General features: G+C 59.6%; 13 protein-coding genes. 7 read left to right on the top strand and 6 right to left on the bottom strand.

Annotated elements, in window-relative coordinates; all coding sequences use genetic code 11:
* Window positions 1-104: 104 nt before the first annotated feature.
* From G7090_RS07545 to hcr, 3 genes are all read left to right on the top strand, one after another.
* Complete coding sequence (locus G7090_RS07545; protein WP_166182002.1) at window positions 105-1004, top strand: lysine exporter LysO family protein; 900 nt, start codon at window positions 105-107, stop codon at window positions 1002-1004.
* Window positions 1005-1147: 143 nt separating this feature from the next.
* A complete protein-coding gene (gene hcp, locus G7090_RS07540; RefSeq protein WP_166182001.1) occupies window positions 1148-2800 on the top strand; it encodes a hydroxylamine reductase in 1653 nt (550 codons plus the stop codon).
* A 10-nt stretch (window positions 2801-2810) separates the two neighbouring features.
* Window positions 2811-3779, top strand: a complete 969-nt coding sequence (gene hcr, locus G7090_RS07535; RefSeq protein ID WP_166182000.1) for an NADH oxidoreductase — start codon at window positions 2811-2813, stop codon at window positions 3777-3779.
* 74 nt (window positions 3780-3853) lie between these two features.
* Here the strand turns inward: hcr and G7090_RS07530 are convergent, their stop codons facing one another.
* Complete coding sequence (locus tag G7090_RS07530; protein ID WP_166181999.1) at window positions 3854-4288, bottom strand: DoxX family protein; 435 nt, start codon at window positions 4286-4288, stop codon at window positions 3854-3856.
* Window positions 4289-4440: 152 nt separating this feature from the next.
* On the opposite strand from G7090_RS07530, the gene poxB reads away from it, so the two are divergent.
* The 4 genes from poxB to G7090_RS07510 all read left to right on the top strand — a co-directional run bounded on the left by poxB (window position 4441) and on the right by G7090_RS07510 (window position 9751).
* Complete coding sequence (poxB, locus tag G7090_RS07525; RefSeq protein ID WP_166181998.1) at window positions 4441-6159, top strand: ubiquinone-dependent pyruvate dehydrogenase; 1719 nt, start codon at window positions 4441-4443, stop codon at window positions 6157-6159.
* A gap of 38 nt (window positions 6160-6197) precedes the next feature.
* On the top strand, window positions 6198-7199 hold the full coding sequence (gene ltaE, locus G7090_RS07520; protein ID WP_166181997.1) for a low-specificity L-threonine aldolase: 1002 nt from the start codon (window positions 6198-6200) through the stop codon (window positions 7197-7199).
* A gap of 9 nt (window positions 7200-7208) precedes the next feature.
* Window positions 7209-8645 (top strand): SDR family oxidoreductase, encoded by a 1437-nt coding sequence (locus G7090_RS07515; protein WP_166181996.1) that lies wholly within the window; start codon window positions 7209-7211, stop codon window positions 8643-8645.
* Window positions 8646-8737: 92 nt separating this feature from the next.
* Window positions 8738-9751 carry an NAD(P)-dependent oxidoreductase gene (locus G7090_RS07510; protein ID WP_106992818.1) on the top strand — a complete coding sequence of 338 codons (1014 nt, stop codon included), beginning with the start codon at window positions 8738-8740 and terminating at the stop codon, window positions 9749-9751.
* Here G7090_RS07510 and iagB read toward each other — a convergent pair whose 3' ends face one another.
* The 5 genes from iagB to gspL all read right to left on the bottom strand — a co-directional run bounded on the left by iagB (window position 9752) and on the right by gspL (window position 15486).
* Entirely contained in the window at window positions 9752-10192 is a 441-nt protein-coding gene (gene iagB, locus G7090_RS07505; protein WP_166181994.1) for a type III secretion system invasion protein IagB, read from the bottom strand. It abuts the gene before it with no gap.
* Between the two features lie 62 nt (window positions 10193-10254).
* Window positions 10255-12936, bottom strand: a complete 2682-nt coding sequence (locus tag G7090_RS07500; RefSeq protein WP_166181993.1) for a glycosyl hydrolase family 18 protein — start codon at window positions 12934-12936, stop codon at window positions 10255-10257.
* Between the two features lie 158 nt (window positions 12937-13094).
* Window positions 13095-13865, bottom strand: coding sequence for an A24 family peptidase (locus tag G7090_RS07495; RefSeq protein ID WP_166181992.1), 771 nt, complete (start codon window positions 13863-13865; stop codon window positions 13095-13097).
* Window positions 13862-14347: a type II secretion system protein GspM gene (gspM, locus tag G7090_RS07490; RefSeq protein ID WP_106992548.1), complete on the bottom strand. Its 486-nt coding sequence runs from the start codon at window positions 14345-14347 to the stop codon at window positions 13862-13864. The genes G7090_RS07495 and gspM overlap by 4 nt, the downstream gene beginning before the upstream one ends.
* Window positions 14344-15486 (bottom strand): type II secretion system protein GspL, encoded by a 1143-nt coding sequence (gspL, locus tag G7090_RS07485; protein WP_166181991.1) that lies wholly within the window; start codon window positions 15484-15486, stop codon window positions 14344-14346. Before gspL ends, gspM begins: the two co-directional genes overlap by 4 nt.
* Between the last annotated feature and the right edge of the window lie 9 nt (window positions 15487-15495).

Genomic DNA, 15495 nt, shown 5'->3' with positions numbered 1-15495 from the left:
GCACAATTCGTAGGCCGGGCACCGCCCGGCACTGTTTTCACCTTTACTGAACCGTCTGAATTGGGTAGTGTCACAGCGCCACTCATATAAAGGACCGGTTGTTCATGTTTTCAGGACTCTTAATCATTCTGATCCCGCTGATTGTGGGTTATCTCATTCCTCTTCGTCAGCTGTCAGCGTTAAAACTGATCAACCGTTTACTGAGCTGGATTGTCTACGTCATTCTGTTTTTTATGGGCATCAGCCTCGCCTTCCTCGATAATCTGGCGGCCAACCTGCTCTCGATCCTGCATTACTCCCTCATTACGATGACGGTTATTTTGCTGTGCAATATTGCGGCCCTGTTCTGGCTGGAACGCGTTATTCCGTGGAAAAACCACCACCATCAGGAGAAATTACCGTCGCGTATCGCCATGGCCCTGGAGTCACTGAAATTATGCGGCGTGGTGGTTATTGGCTTTTTACTGGGGCTGAGCGGGATGGATTTTTTACAGCACGCCACCGAGGCCAGCGAATATACCCTGATCTTCCTGCTGTTCCTGATTGGTATTCAGCTGCGAAATAATGGCATGACCTTAAAACAGATCGTCCTCAACCGCCGGGGTATGATGGTCGCCGTGATCGTGGTGGGCAGTTCGCTGGTGGGCGGGGTCATTAACGCCTTTATTCTCGACCTGCCGCTCAATACCGCCCTGGCAATGGCCTCCGGTTTTGGCTGGTATTCTCTGTCCGGCATTCTGCTAACCGAATCCTTTGGCCCGGTAATTGGCAGCGCTGCCTTCTTTAACGATCTTGGCCGGGAGCTGATCGCCATTATGCTGATCCCGGGTCTGGTGCGCCGCAGCCGCTCCACGGCGCTGGGCCTGTGCGGGGCCACGTCGATGGACTTTACCCTGCCAGTGTTACAACGTTCTGGCGGGCTGGAGATGGTTCCTGCCGCCATCGTCCACGGCTTTATTTTAAGCCTGCTGGTACCGATCATGATGGCCTTCTTCTCCGCCTGATACTTCTTTGGCGGTAGCCTGCTGCCGCCAAAATTGCGCTAAATCAATAACCCTTTCGTTTGTAGAAGAAAGCCCTTCACAGGCTATCACCACAGGCATAATCTTAAACATGTATCTAAAATATAACTTTAACAGGTGTGATTATGTTTTGTGTGCAATGTGAACAAACTATCCGTACTCCAGCCGGCAACGGCTGCTCCTACGCACAGGGCATGTGCGGTAAAACCGCCGAAACTTCCGATCTGCAGGATCTGCTGATTGCGTCCCTGCAGGGTTTATCCGCCTGGGCGGTAAAAGCCCGGGAATATGGCATTGTCGACCACTACGTCGATAACTTCGCCCCACGCGCGTTTTTCTCTACCCTGACCAACGTGAACTTCGATTCGCCACGCATTGTGGGCTACGCCCGCGAAGCCATCGCCCTGCGTGACGCCCTGAAAGCCCAGGCCCTGAACGTGGATGCCACTGCCCGCGTCGATAACCCGATGGCGGACCTGCAGCTGGTCAGCGACGATCTCGGCGACCTGCAACGCCAGGCAGCAGAATTTACCCCGAATAAAGACAAAGCGGCGATTGGCGAGAACATCCTCGGCCTGCGTCTGCTGTGCCTGTACGGCCTGAAAGGTGCCGCGGCCTATATGGAACACGCGCACGTTCTGGATCAGTACGACAACGACATCTACGCCCAGTATCACAAAATCATGGCGTGGCTGGGGACCTGGCCTTCCGACATGAACGCCCTGCTGGAGTGTTCAATGGAAATCGGCCAGATGAACTTTAAAGTGATGAGCATTCTGGATGCCGGTGAAACCACCAAATATGGCCACCCGACCCCGACCCAGGTCAACGTCAAGGCGACCGAAGGCAAGTGCATCCTGATCTCCGGTCACGACCTGAAAGATCTCTACAACCTGCTGGAGCAGACCGACGGCACCGGCGTGAACGTCTATACCCACGGTGAGATGCTGCCTGCCCACGGCTATCCGGAGCTGCGCAAATTCAAACACCTGATCGGTAACTACGGCAGCGGCTGGCAGAACCAGCAGGTGGAATTCGCCCGCTTCCCTGGCCCAATCGTGATGACCTCTAACTGCATCATCGACCCAACCGTGGGCGCCTACGACGACCGTATCTGGACCCGCAGCATTGTCGGCTGGCCGGGCGTGAGCCACCTTGAAGGTGACGATTTTGGTCCGGTGATTGCCCAGGCACAGCAGATGGCGGGCTTCCCGTACAGCGAAATTCCTCACCTGATCACCGTTGGTTTTGGCCGTCAGACCCTGCTGGGCGCGGCGGATTCCCTGATTGACCTGGTGAGCCGCGAGAAACTGCGTCACATCTTCCTGGTCGGCGGCTGCGACGGCGCACGCGGGGAGCGTAACTACTTCACCGACTTCGCCACCAGCGTGCCGGACGACTGCCTGATCCTGACCCTGGCCTGCGGTAAGTACCGTTTCAACAAGCTGGAGTTCGGGGATATCGAAGGCCTGCCGCGTCTGATCGATGCCGGTCAGTGTAACGATGCCTACTCGGCGATCATCCTGGCCGTGACCCTGGCGGAAAAACTCGGCTGTGGCGTGAACGACCTGCCGCTGTCGCTGGTGCTCTCCTGGTTCGAACAGAAAGCGATTGTGATCCTGCTGACCCTGCTGTCGCTGGGCGTGAAAAACATCGTCACCGGTCCGACCGCGCCTGGCTTCTTTACCCCTGACCTGCTGGCGGTCCTCAACGAGAAATTTGGTCTGCGTTCCGTGACCACCGTTGAAGAAGACATGAAGCAACTGCTGAGCGCGTAAGGAGTAAACGATGACAATGCCAACCCATCAGTGCCCATGGCGGATGCAGGTTCACCACATCCATCAGGAAACGCCGGATGTCTGGACGATTTCGCTGCTGTGTCACGACTATTATCCGTACCGTGCCGGGCAGTACGCGCTGGTCAGCGTGCGTAACTCTGCGGAGACGCTGCGGGCGTACACGATCTCCTCCACGCCGGGTATCAGCGAGTACATTACGCTGACCATCCGCCGCATTGATGAGGGGGCAGGCTCGCAGTGGTTGACGCACGACGTGAAGCGTGGGGATTACATCTGGCTGTCGGATGCGCAGGGTGATTTTACCTGTGACGACAAGCCGGAAGATAAATTCCTGCTGCTGGCTGCCGGTTGCGGCGTGACGCCGGTGATGTCGATGCGTCGCTGGCTGGCGAAGAACCGCCCGCAGGCCGACGTGGCGGTGATCTTCAGCGTGCGTTCGCCGCAGGATGTGATTTTCGCTGACGAATGGCGTAACTACCCGGTCACGCTGGTGGCCGAAACCAACGCCACCGAAGGTTTCGTGGCCGGTCGCCTGACCCGCGAGCTGCTGCAACAGGTGCCGGATCTCGCCTCACGCACCGTGATGACCTGTGGTCCGGCGCCGTATATGGACATCGTTGAGGAAGAGGTGAAAGCCCTCGGCGTGACCCGCTTCTTTAAAGAGCAGTTCTTTACCCCGGTCGCGGAAGCCGCCACCAGCGGGCTTAAGTTCACCAAACTGCAGCCGGCGCAGACCTTCTTTGGCCGCGTGGGCAGCACGCTGCTGGAAGCGCTGGAGAGCAATAACGTGCCGGTAGTGGCTGCCTGTCGTGCGGGCGTGTGCGGCTGCTGTAAAACGAAGGTGGTGGACGGGAACTATACCGTCTCCAGCACCATGACGCTGACGGATGCCGAAGTGGCGGAAGGCTATGTGCTGGCCTGCTCCTGTCATCCGCAGGGGGATTTGGTGCTGGCCTGATGAAACGCCCGGTGGCGCTACGCTTACCGGGCCTACGGAACTCGTAGGCCGGGCAAACGCAGTGCCGCCCGGCGTTACTTCCAGACGGGATCGCTCACCACCCCGTACCGCCCTGCCCCTAAAAATGCCACCGCCAGCGCACCCAAGAAGAAGTAAACCAGGCTCTCAATCGCCCAGGCTCCCACCGCATCCAGCGCGAAGGTTTTACCGGTGCCCACCATCAGCCACGCCACCACCATGGTAAAGGCCAGCACCAGCGCCGACGGACGGGTGAGAATACCGAGGATAATCAGGATCGGCGCCACCACTTCGCCAATCAGCACCCCGTAAGCAATAAAACCCGGCAGCCCCTTCGCCGCCAGCATACCTGCAATGCCGCCTACCCCGTCGATGGCCTTATGCAGGCCGTGAAACAGCATCAATCCCCCTACCGCCAGACGCAGTAACAGCTTGCCCGCATCGTCACACATTAGCTTTTTATTAACAGCAATTAACAATGATTTAACCATTTGAATTTATTCCTGTTTTCACCTGAGGTCACACCAGAATATGACGAAATATTGCACATTGAAAGCAACTATTAATCAGGGGGATTAAGCCAGCATGCCGGTCAGTTTCATCTAAGCTTGAAAGCGTTAACACATTCAGGAGACGGACTACCATGAAACAAACCGTGGCGAACTACATCGCGAAAATGCTGGAACAGGCCGGAGTAAAACGGATCTGGGGTGTCACCGGGGATTCCCTCAACGGCCTGAGCGACAGCCTGAACCGGATGGGCACCATTGAGTGGATGCCGACCCGTCATGAGGAGGTCGCCGCGTTCGCCGCCGGGGCCGAGGCCCAGCTCACCGGCGAGCTGGCGGTGTGCGCCGGATCCTGCGGACCGGGCAACCTGCATCTGATCAACGGCCTGTTTGACTGCCATCGCAACAACGTCCCGGTGCTGGCTATCGCCGCGCATATTCCGTCGAGTGAAATCGGCAGCGGCTATTTTCAGGAGACGCATCCTCAGGAGCTGTTCCGTGAATGCAGCCACTACTGTGAGCTGGTCTCCACGCCGGAGCAGATCCCGCAGGTGCTGGCTCTTGCCCTGCGCAACGCTATTTTAAACCGCGGCGTCTCGGTGATTGTGCTGCCCGGCGACGTCGCCCTGCAGGCAGCCCCGGAAAGCGCCAGCAGCCACTGGTATCCCGCTCCCCTGCCGGTGGTCACGCCCGCTCAGGCAGAACTGAAAAAACTGGCGCAGCTCCTGCGCTACTCCAGCAATATCGCTCTGATGTGCGGCAGCGGCTGCGCTGGGGCCCATGACGAGCTGGTGGAATTTGCCGGTATGCTCAAGGCACCGATTGTCCACGCCCTGCGCGGCAAAGAGCACGTGGAGTACGATAACCCTTACGACGTGGGAATGACCGGGCTGATCGGCTTCTCGTCCGGGTTCCACACCATGATGAACGCCGACACCCTGGTGCTGCTCGGCACCCGCTTCCCGTATCGCGCCTTCTACCCTACCGACGCCAAAATCATTCAGATCGACATCAATCCGGCCAGCATCGGGGCGCACAGCAAGGTGGATATGGCCCTGGTGGGCGACATCAAGGCCACGCTCACCGCGCTGATGCCGCTGCTGGAGGAGAAAACCGATCGCAAGTTCCTCGACAAGGCCCTGAGCGATTACCGCGATGCGCGTAAAGGACTGGACGACCTGGCGAAACCCAGCGACAAGGCGCTGCACCCACAGTATCTGGCGCAGCAGATCAGCCACTATGCCGATGAAGATGCCATCTTCACCTGCGACGTGGGCACCCCGACCGTCTGGGCGGCGCGCTACCTGAAGATGAACGGCACGCGCCGTCTGATTGGCTCGTTTAACCACGGCTCGATGGCCAACGCCATGCCGCAGGCGCTGGGGGCTAAAGCCACCGCGCCGGATCGTCAGGTGGTGGCGATGTGCGGCGACGGCGGGTTCAGCATGCTGATGGGCGATTTCCTCTCGGTGGCGCAGATGAAGCTGCCGATCAAAATCATCGTCTTCAACAACAGCGTGCTGGGATTTGTGGCGATGGAGATGAAGGCCGGAGGCTATCTGACTGACGGCACCGAACTGCACGACACCAACTTCGCCGCCATCGCTGAAGCCTGCGGCATCACCGGCATCCGCGTGGAGAAGGCCTCCGAAGTGGATGACGCCCTCCAGCGCGCCTTCGCCACCGACGGTCCGGTGCTGGTGGATGTGGTGGTCGCCAAAGATGAACTGGCGATCCCACCGCAGATCAAACTCGAACAGGCCAAGGGCTTTAGCCTGTATATGCTGCGCGCCATCATCAGCGGCCGTGGTGACGAAGTTCTGGAGCTAGCCAAAACCAACTGGCTCAGGTAAAACAATCGGCATCGCCTTTAAAATAATAAGGAAATGCCATGATTGATTTACGCAGCGACACCGTTACTCGTCCGACGCAGGCCATGCTCAAGGAGATGCTGGCCGCGCCGGTCGGGGACGACGTTTACGGCGACGACCCGACCGTTAACGAACTCCAGCGCTATGCCGCCGAGCTGAGCGGCCACGAGGCCGCCCTGTTCCTGCCAACCGGCACCCAGGCCAACCTTGTGGCTCTGCTCAGCCACTGCGAGCGCGGGGAGGAGTATATCGTCGGCCAGGGGGCGCATAACTACCTGTACGAAGCCGGGGGGGCAGCGGTGCTCGGCAGCATTCAGCCGCAGCCGATCGATGCCGCGCCTGACGGCTCCCTGCCGCTGGATAAAGTCGCCGCCAAAATCAAAGCCGACGATATTCACTTCGCCCGCACCAAACTGCTCAGCCTCGAAAACACCCATAACGGCAAAGTGCTCCCACGCGAGTACCTAAAAGCGGCATGGGAATTTACCCGCGAGCGCAAGCTGGGGCTGCACGTCGACGGTGCACGCATCTTTAACGCCGTGGTGGAGTATGGCTGCGAGCTGAAAGAGATTACGCAATATTGCGACTCGTTCACCATTTGCCTCTCCAAAGGGCTGGGCACGCCGGTGGGCTCCTTGCTGGTGGGCAACGCCGACTACATCAAACGCGCCAACCGCTGGCGTAAAATGACCGGCGGCGGCATGCGCCAGGCCGGATTCCTCGCTGCCGCGGGTCTGTACGCCCTGAAAAACAACGTCGCCCGTCTGAAGGACGATCACGACAATGCGGCGTGGATGGCGACGCAGCTGCGCGAGATCGGTGCAGATGTGATGCGTCACGACACCAACATGCTGTTTATCCGCGTCGGGGACGACAACGCCGCGGCGCTGGGTGAGTTTATGAAGGCGCGCGGGGTGCTGATCAATACCTCGCCGGTGGTGCGTCTGGTGATGCATCTCGACGTCAACCGCGAGCAGCTTGCCGAGGTGGTTGCTCACTGGCAGGCATTTTTGCAGCGCTAAGGAGCTAACGTGCCGCAACGTATTCTGGTCCTGGGCGCCAGCGGGTATATCGGTCAACATCTGGTGACCGCTCTGAGCGCACGCGGGCATCAGGTGCTGGCTGCGGCACGCAACGTTGAGCGTCTGCAAAAGCAGAGCCTGCCCAACGTGACCTGCCATGCTGTCGATCTCAACTGGCCACAGGAGCTGGGGCCGCTGCTTGAGGGGGTAGAGACCCTCTACTATCTGGTCCACAGCATGGGTGAAGGCGGGGATTTTATCGCCCACGAACGCCAGGTGGCGCTGAACGTGCGCGACCTGCTGCTGGAACATCCGGTTAAACAGATCATCTTCCTCAGCTCATTGCAGGCACCGGAGCATGAGCAGTCCGACCACCTGCGCGCCCGGCAGCTGACCGCCGAGGTGCTGCGCAGCGCGGGGATCCCCCTCACCGAGCTGCGGGCCGGGATCATCGTCGGGGCGGGCTCTGCCGCCTTCGAGGTGATGCGCGACATGGTCTATAACCTGCCGGTGCTGACGCCCCCGCGCTGGGTGCGATCCCGCACCACGCCGATTGCGCTGGAGAATCTGCTGCACTATCTGGTGGAGCTGCTTAATCACCCGGCCACAACGCACCGGGTACTGGAGGCCGCCGGGCCCGAGGTGCTGAGCTATCAGCAGCAGTTCGAACACTTTATGGCGGTGAGCGGCCGCCGCCGTCCGCTGCTCCCCATCCCCTTCCCGACCCGCTGGATCTCGGTGTGGTTTTTAAACGTTATCACCTCCGTGCCGCCGACCACCGCTAAAGCTTTAATTCAGGGGCTGAAGCACGATCTGCTGGCCGACGACCGCGACCTGCGGGCGCTTATCCCCCAGGAATTAATCCGCTTTGATGACGCGGTGCGCAATACGCTGAAAGAGGAGGAGAAGCTGGTCAACTCCAGCGACTGGGGCTACGACGCGCAGGCCTTCGCCCGCTGGCGTCCGGAGTACGGCTACTTTCCGAAACAGGCTGGTTGTACGGTAAAAACGCCCGCCAGCCTGGCCGCCTTATGGCAGGTGGTGAATCAGATCGGCGGCAAAGAGGGCTACTTCTTTGGCAACATCCTGTGGCAAACCCGGGGGATGATGGACCTGCTGGTCGGGCATAAGCTGGCGAAAGGCCGTCCGGCGGCGCCATACCTGCAAACCGGCGATACGGTCGACAGCTGGAAGGTGATCATCGTCGAGCCCGAGAAGCAGCTGGCGATGCTGTTTGGCATGAAAGCCCCCGGTCTCGGCCGGTTATGCTTTACCCTGAAAGATAAAGGCGACCACCGGGAGCTGGACGTGCGCGCCTGGTGGCATCCGCACGGCATGCCGGGCCTGTTTTACTGGCTGCTGATGATCCCGGCGCACCTGTTTATCTTCCGCGGCATGGCCCGGCGTATTGCACTTCTGGCAGAACAACAGTCAGAAAAAGTCTGATTAAAACTCCGAATCTTTCACGTTTCCCATTGCATAGCGCCGTAATTCACGGAAGAATGCGCACGAAATTCTTTTCAAAACAGTGGATCGATATGAAGGTACTGGTTACCGGCGCCACCAGCGGCTTAGGCCGCAATGCGGTGGAGTTTTTGCGCAATAAAGGCATCAGCGTTCGGGCCACCGGTCGCAATGAAGCGATGGGTAAGTTGCTGCAAAAAATGGGCGCAGAGTTTGTCCATGCCGACCTGACGGAACTGGTCTCTTCCCAGGCAAAAGTGATGCTGGCCGGGATCGATACGCTGTGGCACTGCTCCAGCTTTACCTCGCCGTGGGGAACCCAGGAAGCCTTCGATCTGGCGAACGTGCGCGCTACCCGCCGTCTGGGCGAGTGGGCCGTGGCCTGGGGGGTGCGCAACTTTGTCCATCTCTCCTCCCCGTCGCTCTATTTCGACTACCACCACCATCGCGATATCCAGGAAGATTTTCGTCCGGCGCGCTACGCCTGCGAGTTTGCCCGCAGCAAGGCCGCCAGCGAACAGGTGATCGATCTGCTGGCGCAGTCCAACCCGCATACCCGCTTCACCATCCTGCGCCCGCAGAGCCTGTTTGGTCCGCACGATAAAGTGTTTATTCCGCGCCTGGCGCAGATGATGCACCACTACGGTAGCGTGCTGTTGCCGCGTGGCGGCGATGCGCTGGTGGATATGACCTATTTCGATAACGCCATTCACGCCATGTGGCTGGCCAGCCAGAGCGAGTGCGACGGTCTGCCCTCCGGGCGGGCGTACAACATCACCAACGGCGAACCGCGCTCCCTGCGCAGCATTGTGCAGAAGCTGATCGATGAACTGAATATTGAGTGCCGGATCCGCTCGGTGCCCTACCCGATGCTGGACATCATTGCACGCAGCATGGAGCGGCTGGGGAATAAGGCGGCCAAAGAGCCTGCCCTGACCCACTACGGGGTGTCGAAACTGAACTTTGACTTTACCCTCGATACGCAACGCGCCGAGAGTGAGCTGGGCTATAAGCCGCTGGTAACGCTGGATGAAGGCATTGAGCGCACCGCCGCCTGGCTGCGGGATCACGGTAAGCTGCCCCGTTGATTAACGCCTGCTGCGGGATTTGAGCTGCTGGTATTTGTGCCACACCTTGTGGGCGTAGATCATCCGCTGCGGGTAGTTCTCTTTTTTTAACCCGGCGTTATAGGCTCCCACCGCTTCCCAGTTGTAGCCATACACCCGGATCATCCCCGACAGAATTGAGGCCCCGACCATGATCGAGGTGCAGGGCTCGGTGATCAGGCGATACTCGTCGATCCCGGCGCGCTGCAGCTCGGCAAAGTGGATGCTGTTAATCTGCATCAGCCCGACATCACGGGTGCCGTCATGGTTCCAGCCCACCGCATAGGGATTCATCCCGGACTCCACATTGGCAATGGCAAACAGCAGATAGGGATCGACGTGATAGCGCTGCCCGGCGCTGTCCCAGCAGTTTGCCAGCGCGCTGTGACTGAGCAGCAACAGCAGAAGAAGTAAGCGTTTCATTTTCATACCCGCCAGACGCAAAAAGACGGGGGCAAAGCCCCCGTCATATCAGGTGCGGAAGATTATTGACAATCTGGTGCCGCGCCCACTTTCACCCAGACGTCGTTCTGGCCTGGTTTGTCACCTTTGGTCCACCATTTGGCACGGTACTCGTTGCCTTCGTAGGTGGTGGTGTCGCCGCCGTTGTAGACCATGGTCGGCATCCAGCCCATTTTCACGTTGCTCATCAGCTCCCAGGCATCCACGCCGAAGCCCGGCTGGTTGCCCTGAGTCCAGTACTTCGCTTTCCAGACCAGGTTATCGAAGCTGACGGTGTTGCCGCTGGTGTAAACCTTGCTGCTGCTCCACGCTGCGTATTTGCTGGCGTTAGCGTCTACCGGGCTGCTGTCACAGCTGCCGTTGTCGGTCGCATCATCCGCAGGCGGAGTGACGTCGTCGGCTGGCGGGGTAACATCATCGGCTGGCGGCGTGACGTCATCGACGGGCTCCTGTGCTTTTGGCGTGACGGTCACGACCACGTTACCCTGCACCGCAGTTTTGCCGTCGCTCACCACCACACTCAGGGTGTAATCAGTGTCGCTGCTCACCTCTGGTGCGGTAATGCTCAGGTTGGCGGTATCGGCGCCGGTAGCGTGCATATCACCCGGTACGCTCCAGGCGTAGGTCAGGGCATCGCCATCCGGATCCGCAGCCTGGGCATGCAGGGACAGAGGCTGACCCGCTTCAACCGAGACCGGTGCCATGGTGTTAATCACCGGAGCCTGGTTAGCTTTCGGCGCTTTGTTCACCACCTGCACGTCAGCGGTGCTGCTGAGCCCTTTGCTGTCGGTCACGGTCAGGCGGAAGGCCAGAGTCTGGTCATTCGCTACGGCCGCCACGCTGAAGCTGGCCTGGGCGCGGGTGCTGTTGGTCAGGGTGACAGAAGGACCGGCGATCTGCGTCCACTTGTAGGTCAGGGTATCGCCGTCCTGATCGCTGGAGGCAGAGCCGTCCAGGGTCACGTTCGCCGGGCCGGTGACTGTCTGATCGCTGGCGGAAGCCACTGGCGCATGGTTGGTCACCACCGGTACGTCAGAAGAAGAGCCGCTCAGCAGGCTTTCGTTCATCGCATTCAGGATGTCGCCGTTATCGGATTCCAGGGACCAGGCAAACAGGCCGCCCAGGTTTTTGTTCAGCACAAACTTACCTTTCGCCTCGACGGAACGGGCATCGTCATAGGTGATCAGGGTGCCGGTGCTCTTGTTGAACAGATATGGCGCTTCAGCGTTAGCGTCGTATTTGTATTCCCAGCCCGCTTTGCCTTTGTATTTGTTGACGATATCACGGTAGTCGACGATGCCAGCCTCCCAGGAGCCCGGGATCGCGCCAGTGGCGGTGCCGGTGAACGGATTGTCGCCGGTGTAGCCGTGAACGCCAGTCCAGCCGCGGCCGTACATCGCCGCGCCGACCACGATTTTGCCCGGCTGAACGCCCTGGGCCAGCATCGCGTTAACGCTGCCTTCGGTGGTTACGCTATCCGGTTTCCAGGTTGGGGCGTGCAGCGCGGTCTGGTGGCCGAGGTCGGTCATGCTCCAGGAGCCATAGAAGTCGTAGCTCATCAGGAAGATGTAGTCCATGTACTTCTGCGCCGCGTTGTAGTCAACGTTGGCAATTTTCGCCGGGCCCGCGCCAATGGCGGAGGTCAGCTCATAGGTGCGGCCGGTCTGGGCGGAGAGCTCATTGAGCATCGCGCGCAGATCGCGCATCAGCAGGGTGTAGGTCTCTTTATCCACCTGCGGGTTGCCGAGGGATGGGTTCTCACCGCCGCCGCCCGGGAACTCCCAGTCGATGTCCACGCCGTCATAGAATTTCCAGGTCTGGAGGAACTCTTTCACCGAGGAGACAAAGCGAGCGCGGATGGCGCTGTCGTGCATCTGGAAGAACGGATCGGAGAGGGTCCAGCCGCCGATAGAAGGCAGAATTTTCAGGCCCGGATGCGCTTTTTTCAGCGCCATCATCTGACCGTAGGTGCCTTTGTAAGGGTCATCCCAGTTCGAGACGCCAGCCTGTGGCATCTGCAGCGCGGCCCAGGGATCGTGGATCGCCAGGGTGTAATCCGGACGGCCCTGGCAGGCTTTCTTCAGGGCTTCCAGCGCGTTACCGGCGCTGGCGTTGATGTTGTCGCCGCAGATCGGAATGAAGCCATAAATAATGTGGTTCACGTTGTCAGCAGCAATTTGATCGATATTGAACTTACGATCGTAGACACCCCATTCCGGATAGTACGCCGCCACCACTTTATCGGAGTGCTGGGCGAAGGATTTGTTGTTTTCCTTCATGGTGGTGTTCAGCGGCAGCAGGTGGCTACCGTCGGTATCAGCAACGATGATCAGCTTGCTGTCGCTGGTGCTGCAGCCGCTGTCGTTACACAGCTGAACCTGCTCCTGATAACGACCGCCTTTTTTCACCTTGAAGGTGGCTTTTCCGGAGGCGCTACCCGCCCCGCTCCAGACTTCCTGGCCGTCCAGCAGCACTTTGGCCGATGTCGGGACATCGCCGCTGTAAACGTTCCACTCTACGGTCACGTCAGCGCCGTCCTTGACCTTAATCAGCGAGTTATAGGCCTGCGCTGACTGGTCCACCTCAACAATGGCAAATTTGTCATTCCCGCTACTCAGCGACGGTTTACCCGGCACTGCGGCAAATACCGGGCTGACCGCCGCAGCGACAAATAAAGCCAGATATTTAGGCTGCATGATTTTCATTATTCATTCCTGTTGATATACGTGAACTTAAATAGACCATGCGATCCATTCGGCATGGTAAAAGGGTTATTTAACCCGGAGTTACGATATCGCTCCGCGCATTATTTTTCGCGCCTTCGCTTTCACGAAAAAAACTCAGGAAAAACTTGACCGATGAATTAAAAAGTGAAGATGGCGTGCTGCAGAATAAAGATGGTCAGCCCGGCAAACGCCAGAAAAGGGCCGAAGGGAATAACGTTGTCATTGTCCTGATGCCGGAAACAGATCGCCCAGCCGAGAATACCGCCCAGCGCCGCCAGCAGCAGGATCGAGGGTAACGCCTGCCAGCCGCACCAGGCCCCCAGCGCCGCCAGCAGCTTAAAGTCGCCGTAGCCGAGCCCTTCCCGCCCGGTCACCAGCCGGTGCCCCTGGTAGACCAGCCACAGCGCCAGATAGCCTGCCACTGCGCCATACAAGGCATCGGTGAGCGGCAGCAGGTGGGTATGCAGATTCAGCAGCAGCCCGGCCCACAGCAGCGGCTGGGTCAGGCAGTCCGGCAGCAGCCGCTCCCGCAGGTCGATCATTGCCATCGGCAGCAGGCCGCACCACAACAGCCACAGAGCCAGCAGCACCGGGAGATCGGGTGTCAGCCAGGCGCAGAGGGCAAAAAAGAGCGCGCTGAGCAGCTCCACCATCAGCACCCGCAGGGGGATTGCTGAGCGGCAGCAGCGGCAACGCCCGCGCAGCATCAGCCAGCTGACCAGCGGGATGTTCTCCCACCAGCGCAGCCGGTGCTGGCACGCCGGGCAGTGCGAAGGCGGATACAGCAGGTTCCCGGCCCCCTCCTCTTCCCGCATCCACCCCGGGAGGCGTTCCACCACCACCCCAAGAAAGCTGCCGAAGATCGCCCCCAGCACGCCGCTGGCGGCACACAACGCCGGGCTGATCATGCGCTTTTCTTCCAGCTCAGCTGGATATCCGCCTTCACGTCGCTGAGGTGATCCACCGGGGTCAGGTTCATCTTCTCCAGCTGCACGCCGGTGGCGAGATTCATCTCCCGTAGCCAGTTTTTCAGCACGTAGACGTTCACCCGATTAATGGCGAAGGTCAGGGACTGTCCGTCCTGACGCACGTCGCTGAGGGTCAGGTTGATCTCATGGGCGCTGTTTTCCACCGCGCTGCGCGGATTGCTGGTTTTCAACTGCTGAACCTGGAGATGATTTTTGGTAATTTCATCGCGCATCCAGCGCAGCGTCTCCTGCTGTCGGTTCAGCGTCGACTGGCTGCGCCCGATCATCGTGTCCAGCGGCACCATGCCGCCGTAGTACACCGCAGCACAGCAGAGCGCCGCTGCGCCCACCTTAATCAGGTTGCGCTCGCGCACGCTGTACTGCTGATAGCGATTTTTTAACTGCGCTATTTTTGTTTTCATTTATATTTCCCTGTCACCATCGCGGTATAAGGTGGTGTCGTGGAACCAGGCAGTAACGAAAAGGCAAAACTGGCGCTCGCCTGCTGCACAAATTCCTGCAACTGCTGGGGGTTTTGTGCTTTGACGCTGAGCGTCAGGTTATTTTGCGCGTTGTCATATTCGATACTGTCTATTTCCATGCCCGGCACCCGCCGTTTAATTTGCTCCAGCGCATCCAGCTGCTGGAAAATACCTTTTTTCTGTTTCTTCAGATTCTGACCAAAATGGTATTTGATGTTGCTCTGCTGGCGCACGCTGGGAAAATGGTGCTGATAGAGCTGCACGATCTCCTGCTGGAGCTGGTTCTCCTTCTGCACCAGCATCCACGCCGTGGCGGCACGCGGCCCGGTCAACAACCCGACGCACAGCAGCGCCATCAGCGCCGTGGCGATCCGCAGCTTTTTCGCCGCACCGCTGTCGGCCACCCGCGGATCGAACTCCCCATGAAGGAGGTTCACCCGGCAGGTTTTCCAGCGGGCCTGGATCAGCGCCAGCGGATGCTGCCCCGGCAGGGTTTCGCTGCAGGCTACCCCGTCCGGGGCGTCGCCGTAGCAGCGGATCTCCCCGGCGGTTTTCGCCAGCAGCAGCGGCAGCAGGGCGGCGTCTACCTGGCAGGCACCGCCCCCGGCGAAGCGCAGCCAGACCTGCTCCTCCAGCGGCACCAGGGTGCTGCTCTCCGCCTCGCCCGGCAGCAGCCAGGCGTCCGGCAGGACCTGCACCACCTTCAGCCCGGCGTCCTCGAAGCGCGCCAGCCACTGATGCAGACGCGGAGCGTCAATCGCCACCGCATCCACCTCGCGTCCGGCTTTGCCCAGCACCGTCCAGTGGAGGGTGTCGACATCGCCGATCAGCGTCTCCTCCGCCATCCACGAGAAAGGGGTGTTCTGCGGCGACAGCGTCTTTTTCGCCAGCGTGAAGTGACGGAAGATCATCTCACTCGCCGGTAACAGCAGGCAGACGCGGGACGCCAGCGGGTGTGAGGCCAGCTCGCTGAGGGCCGTATGTCCGTTCAACGCCATCACCTGCTGACTGCCCGATTCACACCACCATACTTTTGCGTCCTCGCGACTATCGGGACGCACAAAAATTACCTGTTTCATAGACTCAGA

The organism is Leclercia sp. 29361, assembly GCF_011290365.1.
Taxonomy (GTDB): Bacteria; Pseudomonadota; Gammaproteobacteria; order Enterobacterales; family Enterobacteriaceae; genus Enterobacter; species Enterobacter tamurae.
Note: the sequence above shows the minus strand (reverse complement) of the source record. Positions and strands in the feature narration are given on the sequence as shown.

What these genes read in the sequence shown, in the direction of transcription:
- gspL (WP_166181991.1), bottom strand. Translation starts at nt 15,486, where the DNA reads ATGAAACAGGTAATTTTTGTGCGTCCCGATAGTCGCGAGGACGCAAAA.
- gspM (WP_106992548.1), bottom strand. Translation starts at nt 14,347, where the DNA reads ATGAAAACAAAAATAGCGCAGTTAAAAAATCGCTATCAGCAGTACAGC.
- hcr (WP_166182000.1), top strand. Translation starts at nt 2,811, where the DNA reads ATGACAATGCCAACCCATCAGTGCCCATGGCGGATGCAGGTTCACCAC.
- hcp (WP_166182001.1), top strand. Translation starts at nt 1,148, where the DNA reads ATGTTTTGTGTGCAATGTGAACAAACTATCCGTACTCCAGCCGGCAAC.
- iagB (WP_166181994.1), bottom strand. Translation starts at nt 10,192, where the DNA reads ATGAAACGCTTACTTCTTCTGCTGTTGCTGCTCAGTCACAGCGCGCTG.
- G7090_RS07495 (WP_166181992.1), bottom strand. Translation starts at nt 13,865, where the DNA reads ATGATCAGCCCGGCGTTGTGTGCCGCCAGCGGCGTGCTGGGGGCGATC.
- G7090_RS07530 (WP_166181999.1), bottom strand. Translation starts at nt 4,288, where the DNA reads ATGGTTAAATCATTGTTAATTGCTGTTAATAAAAAGCTAATGTGTGAC.
- G7090_RS07500 (WP_166181993.1), bottom strand. Translation starts at nt 12,936, where the DNA reads ATGAAAATCATGCAGCCTAAATATCTGGCTTTATTTGTCGCTGCGGCG.
- G7090_RS07545 (WP_166182002.1), top strand. Translation starts at nt 105, where the DNA reads ATGTTTTCAGGACTCTTAATCATTCTGATCCCGCTGATTGTGGGTTAT.
- ltaE (WP_166181997.1), top strand. Translation starts at nt 6,198, where the DNA reads ATGATTGATTTACGCAGCGACACCGTTACTCGTCCGACGCAGGCCATG.
- G7090_RS07510 (WP_106992818.1), top strand. Translation starts at nt 8,738, where the DNA reads ATGAAGGTACTGGTTACCGGCGCCACCAGCGGCTTAGGCCGCAATGCG.
- poxB (WP_166181998.1), top strand. Translation starts at nt 4,441, where the DNA reads ATGAAACAAACCGTGGCGAACTACATCGCGAAAATGCTGGAACAGGCC.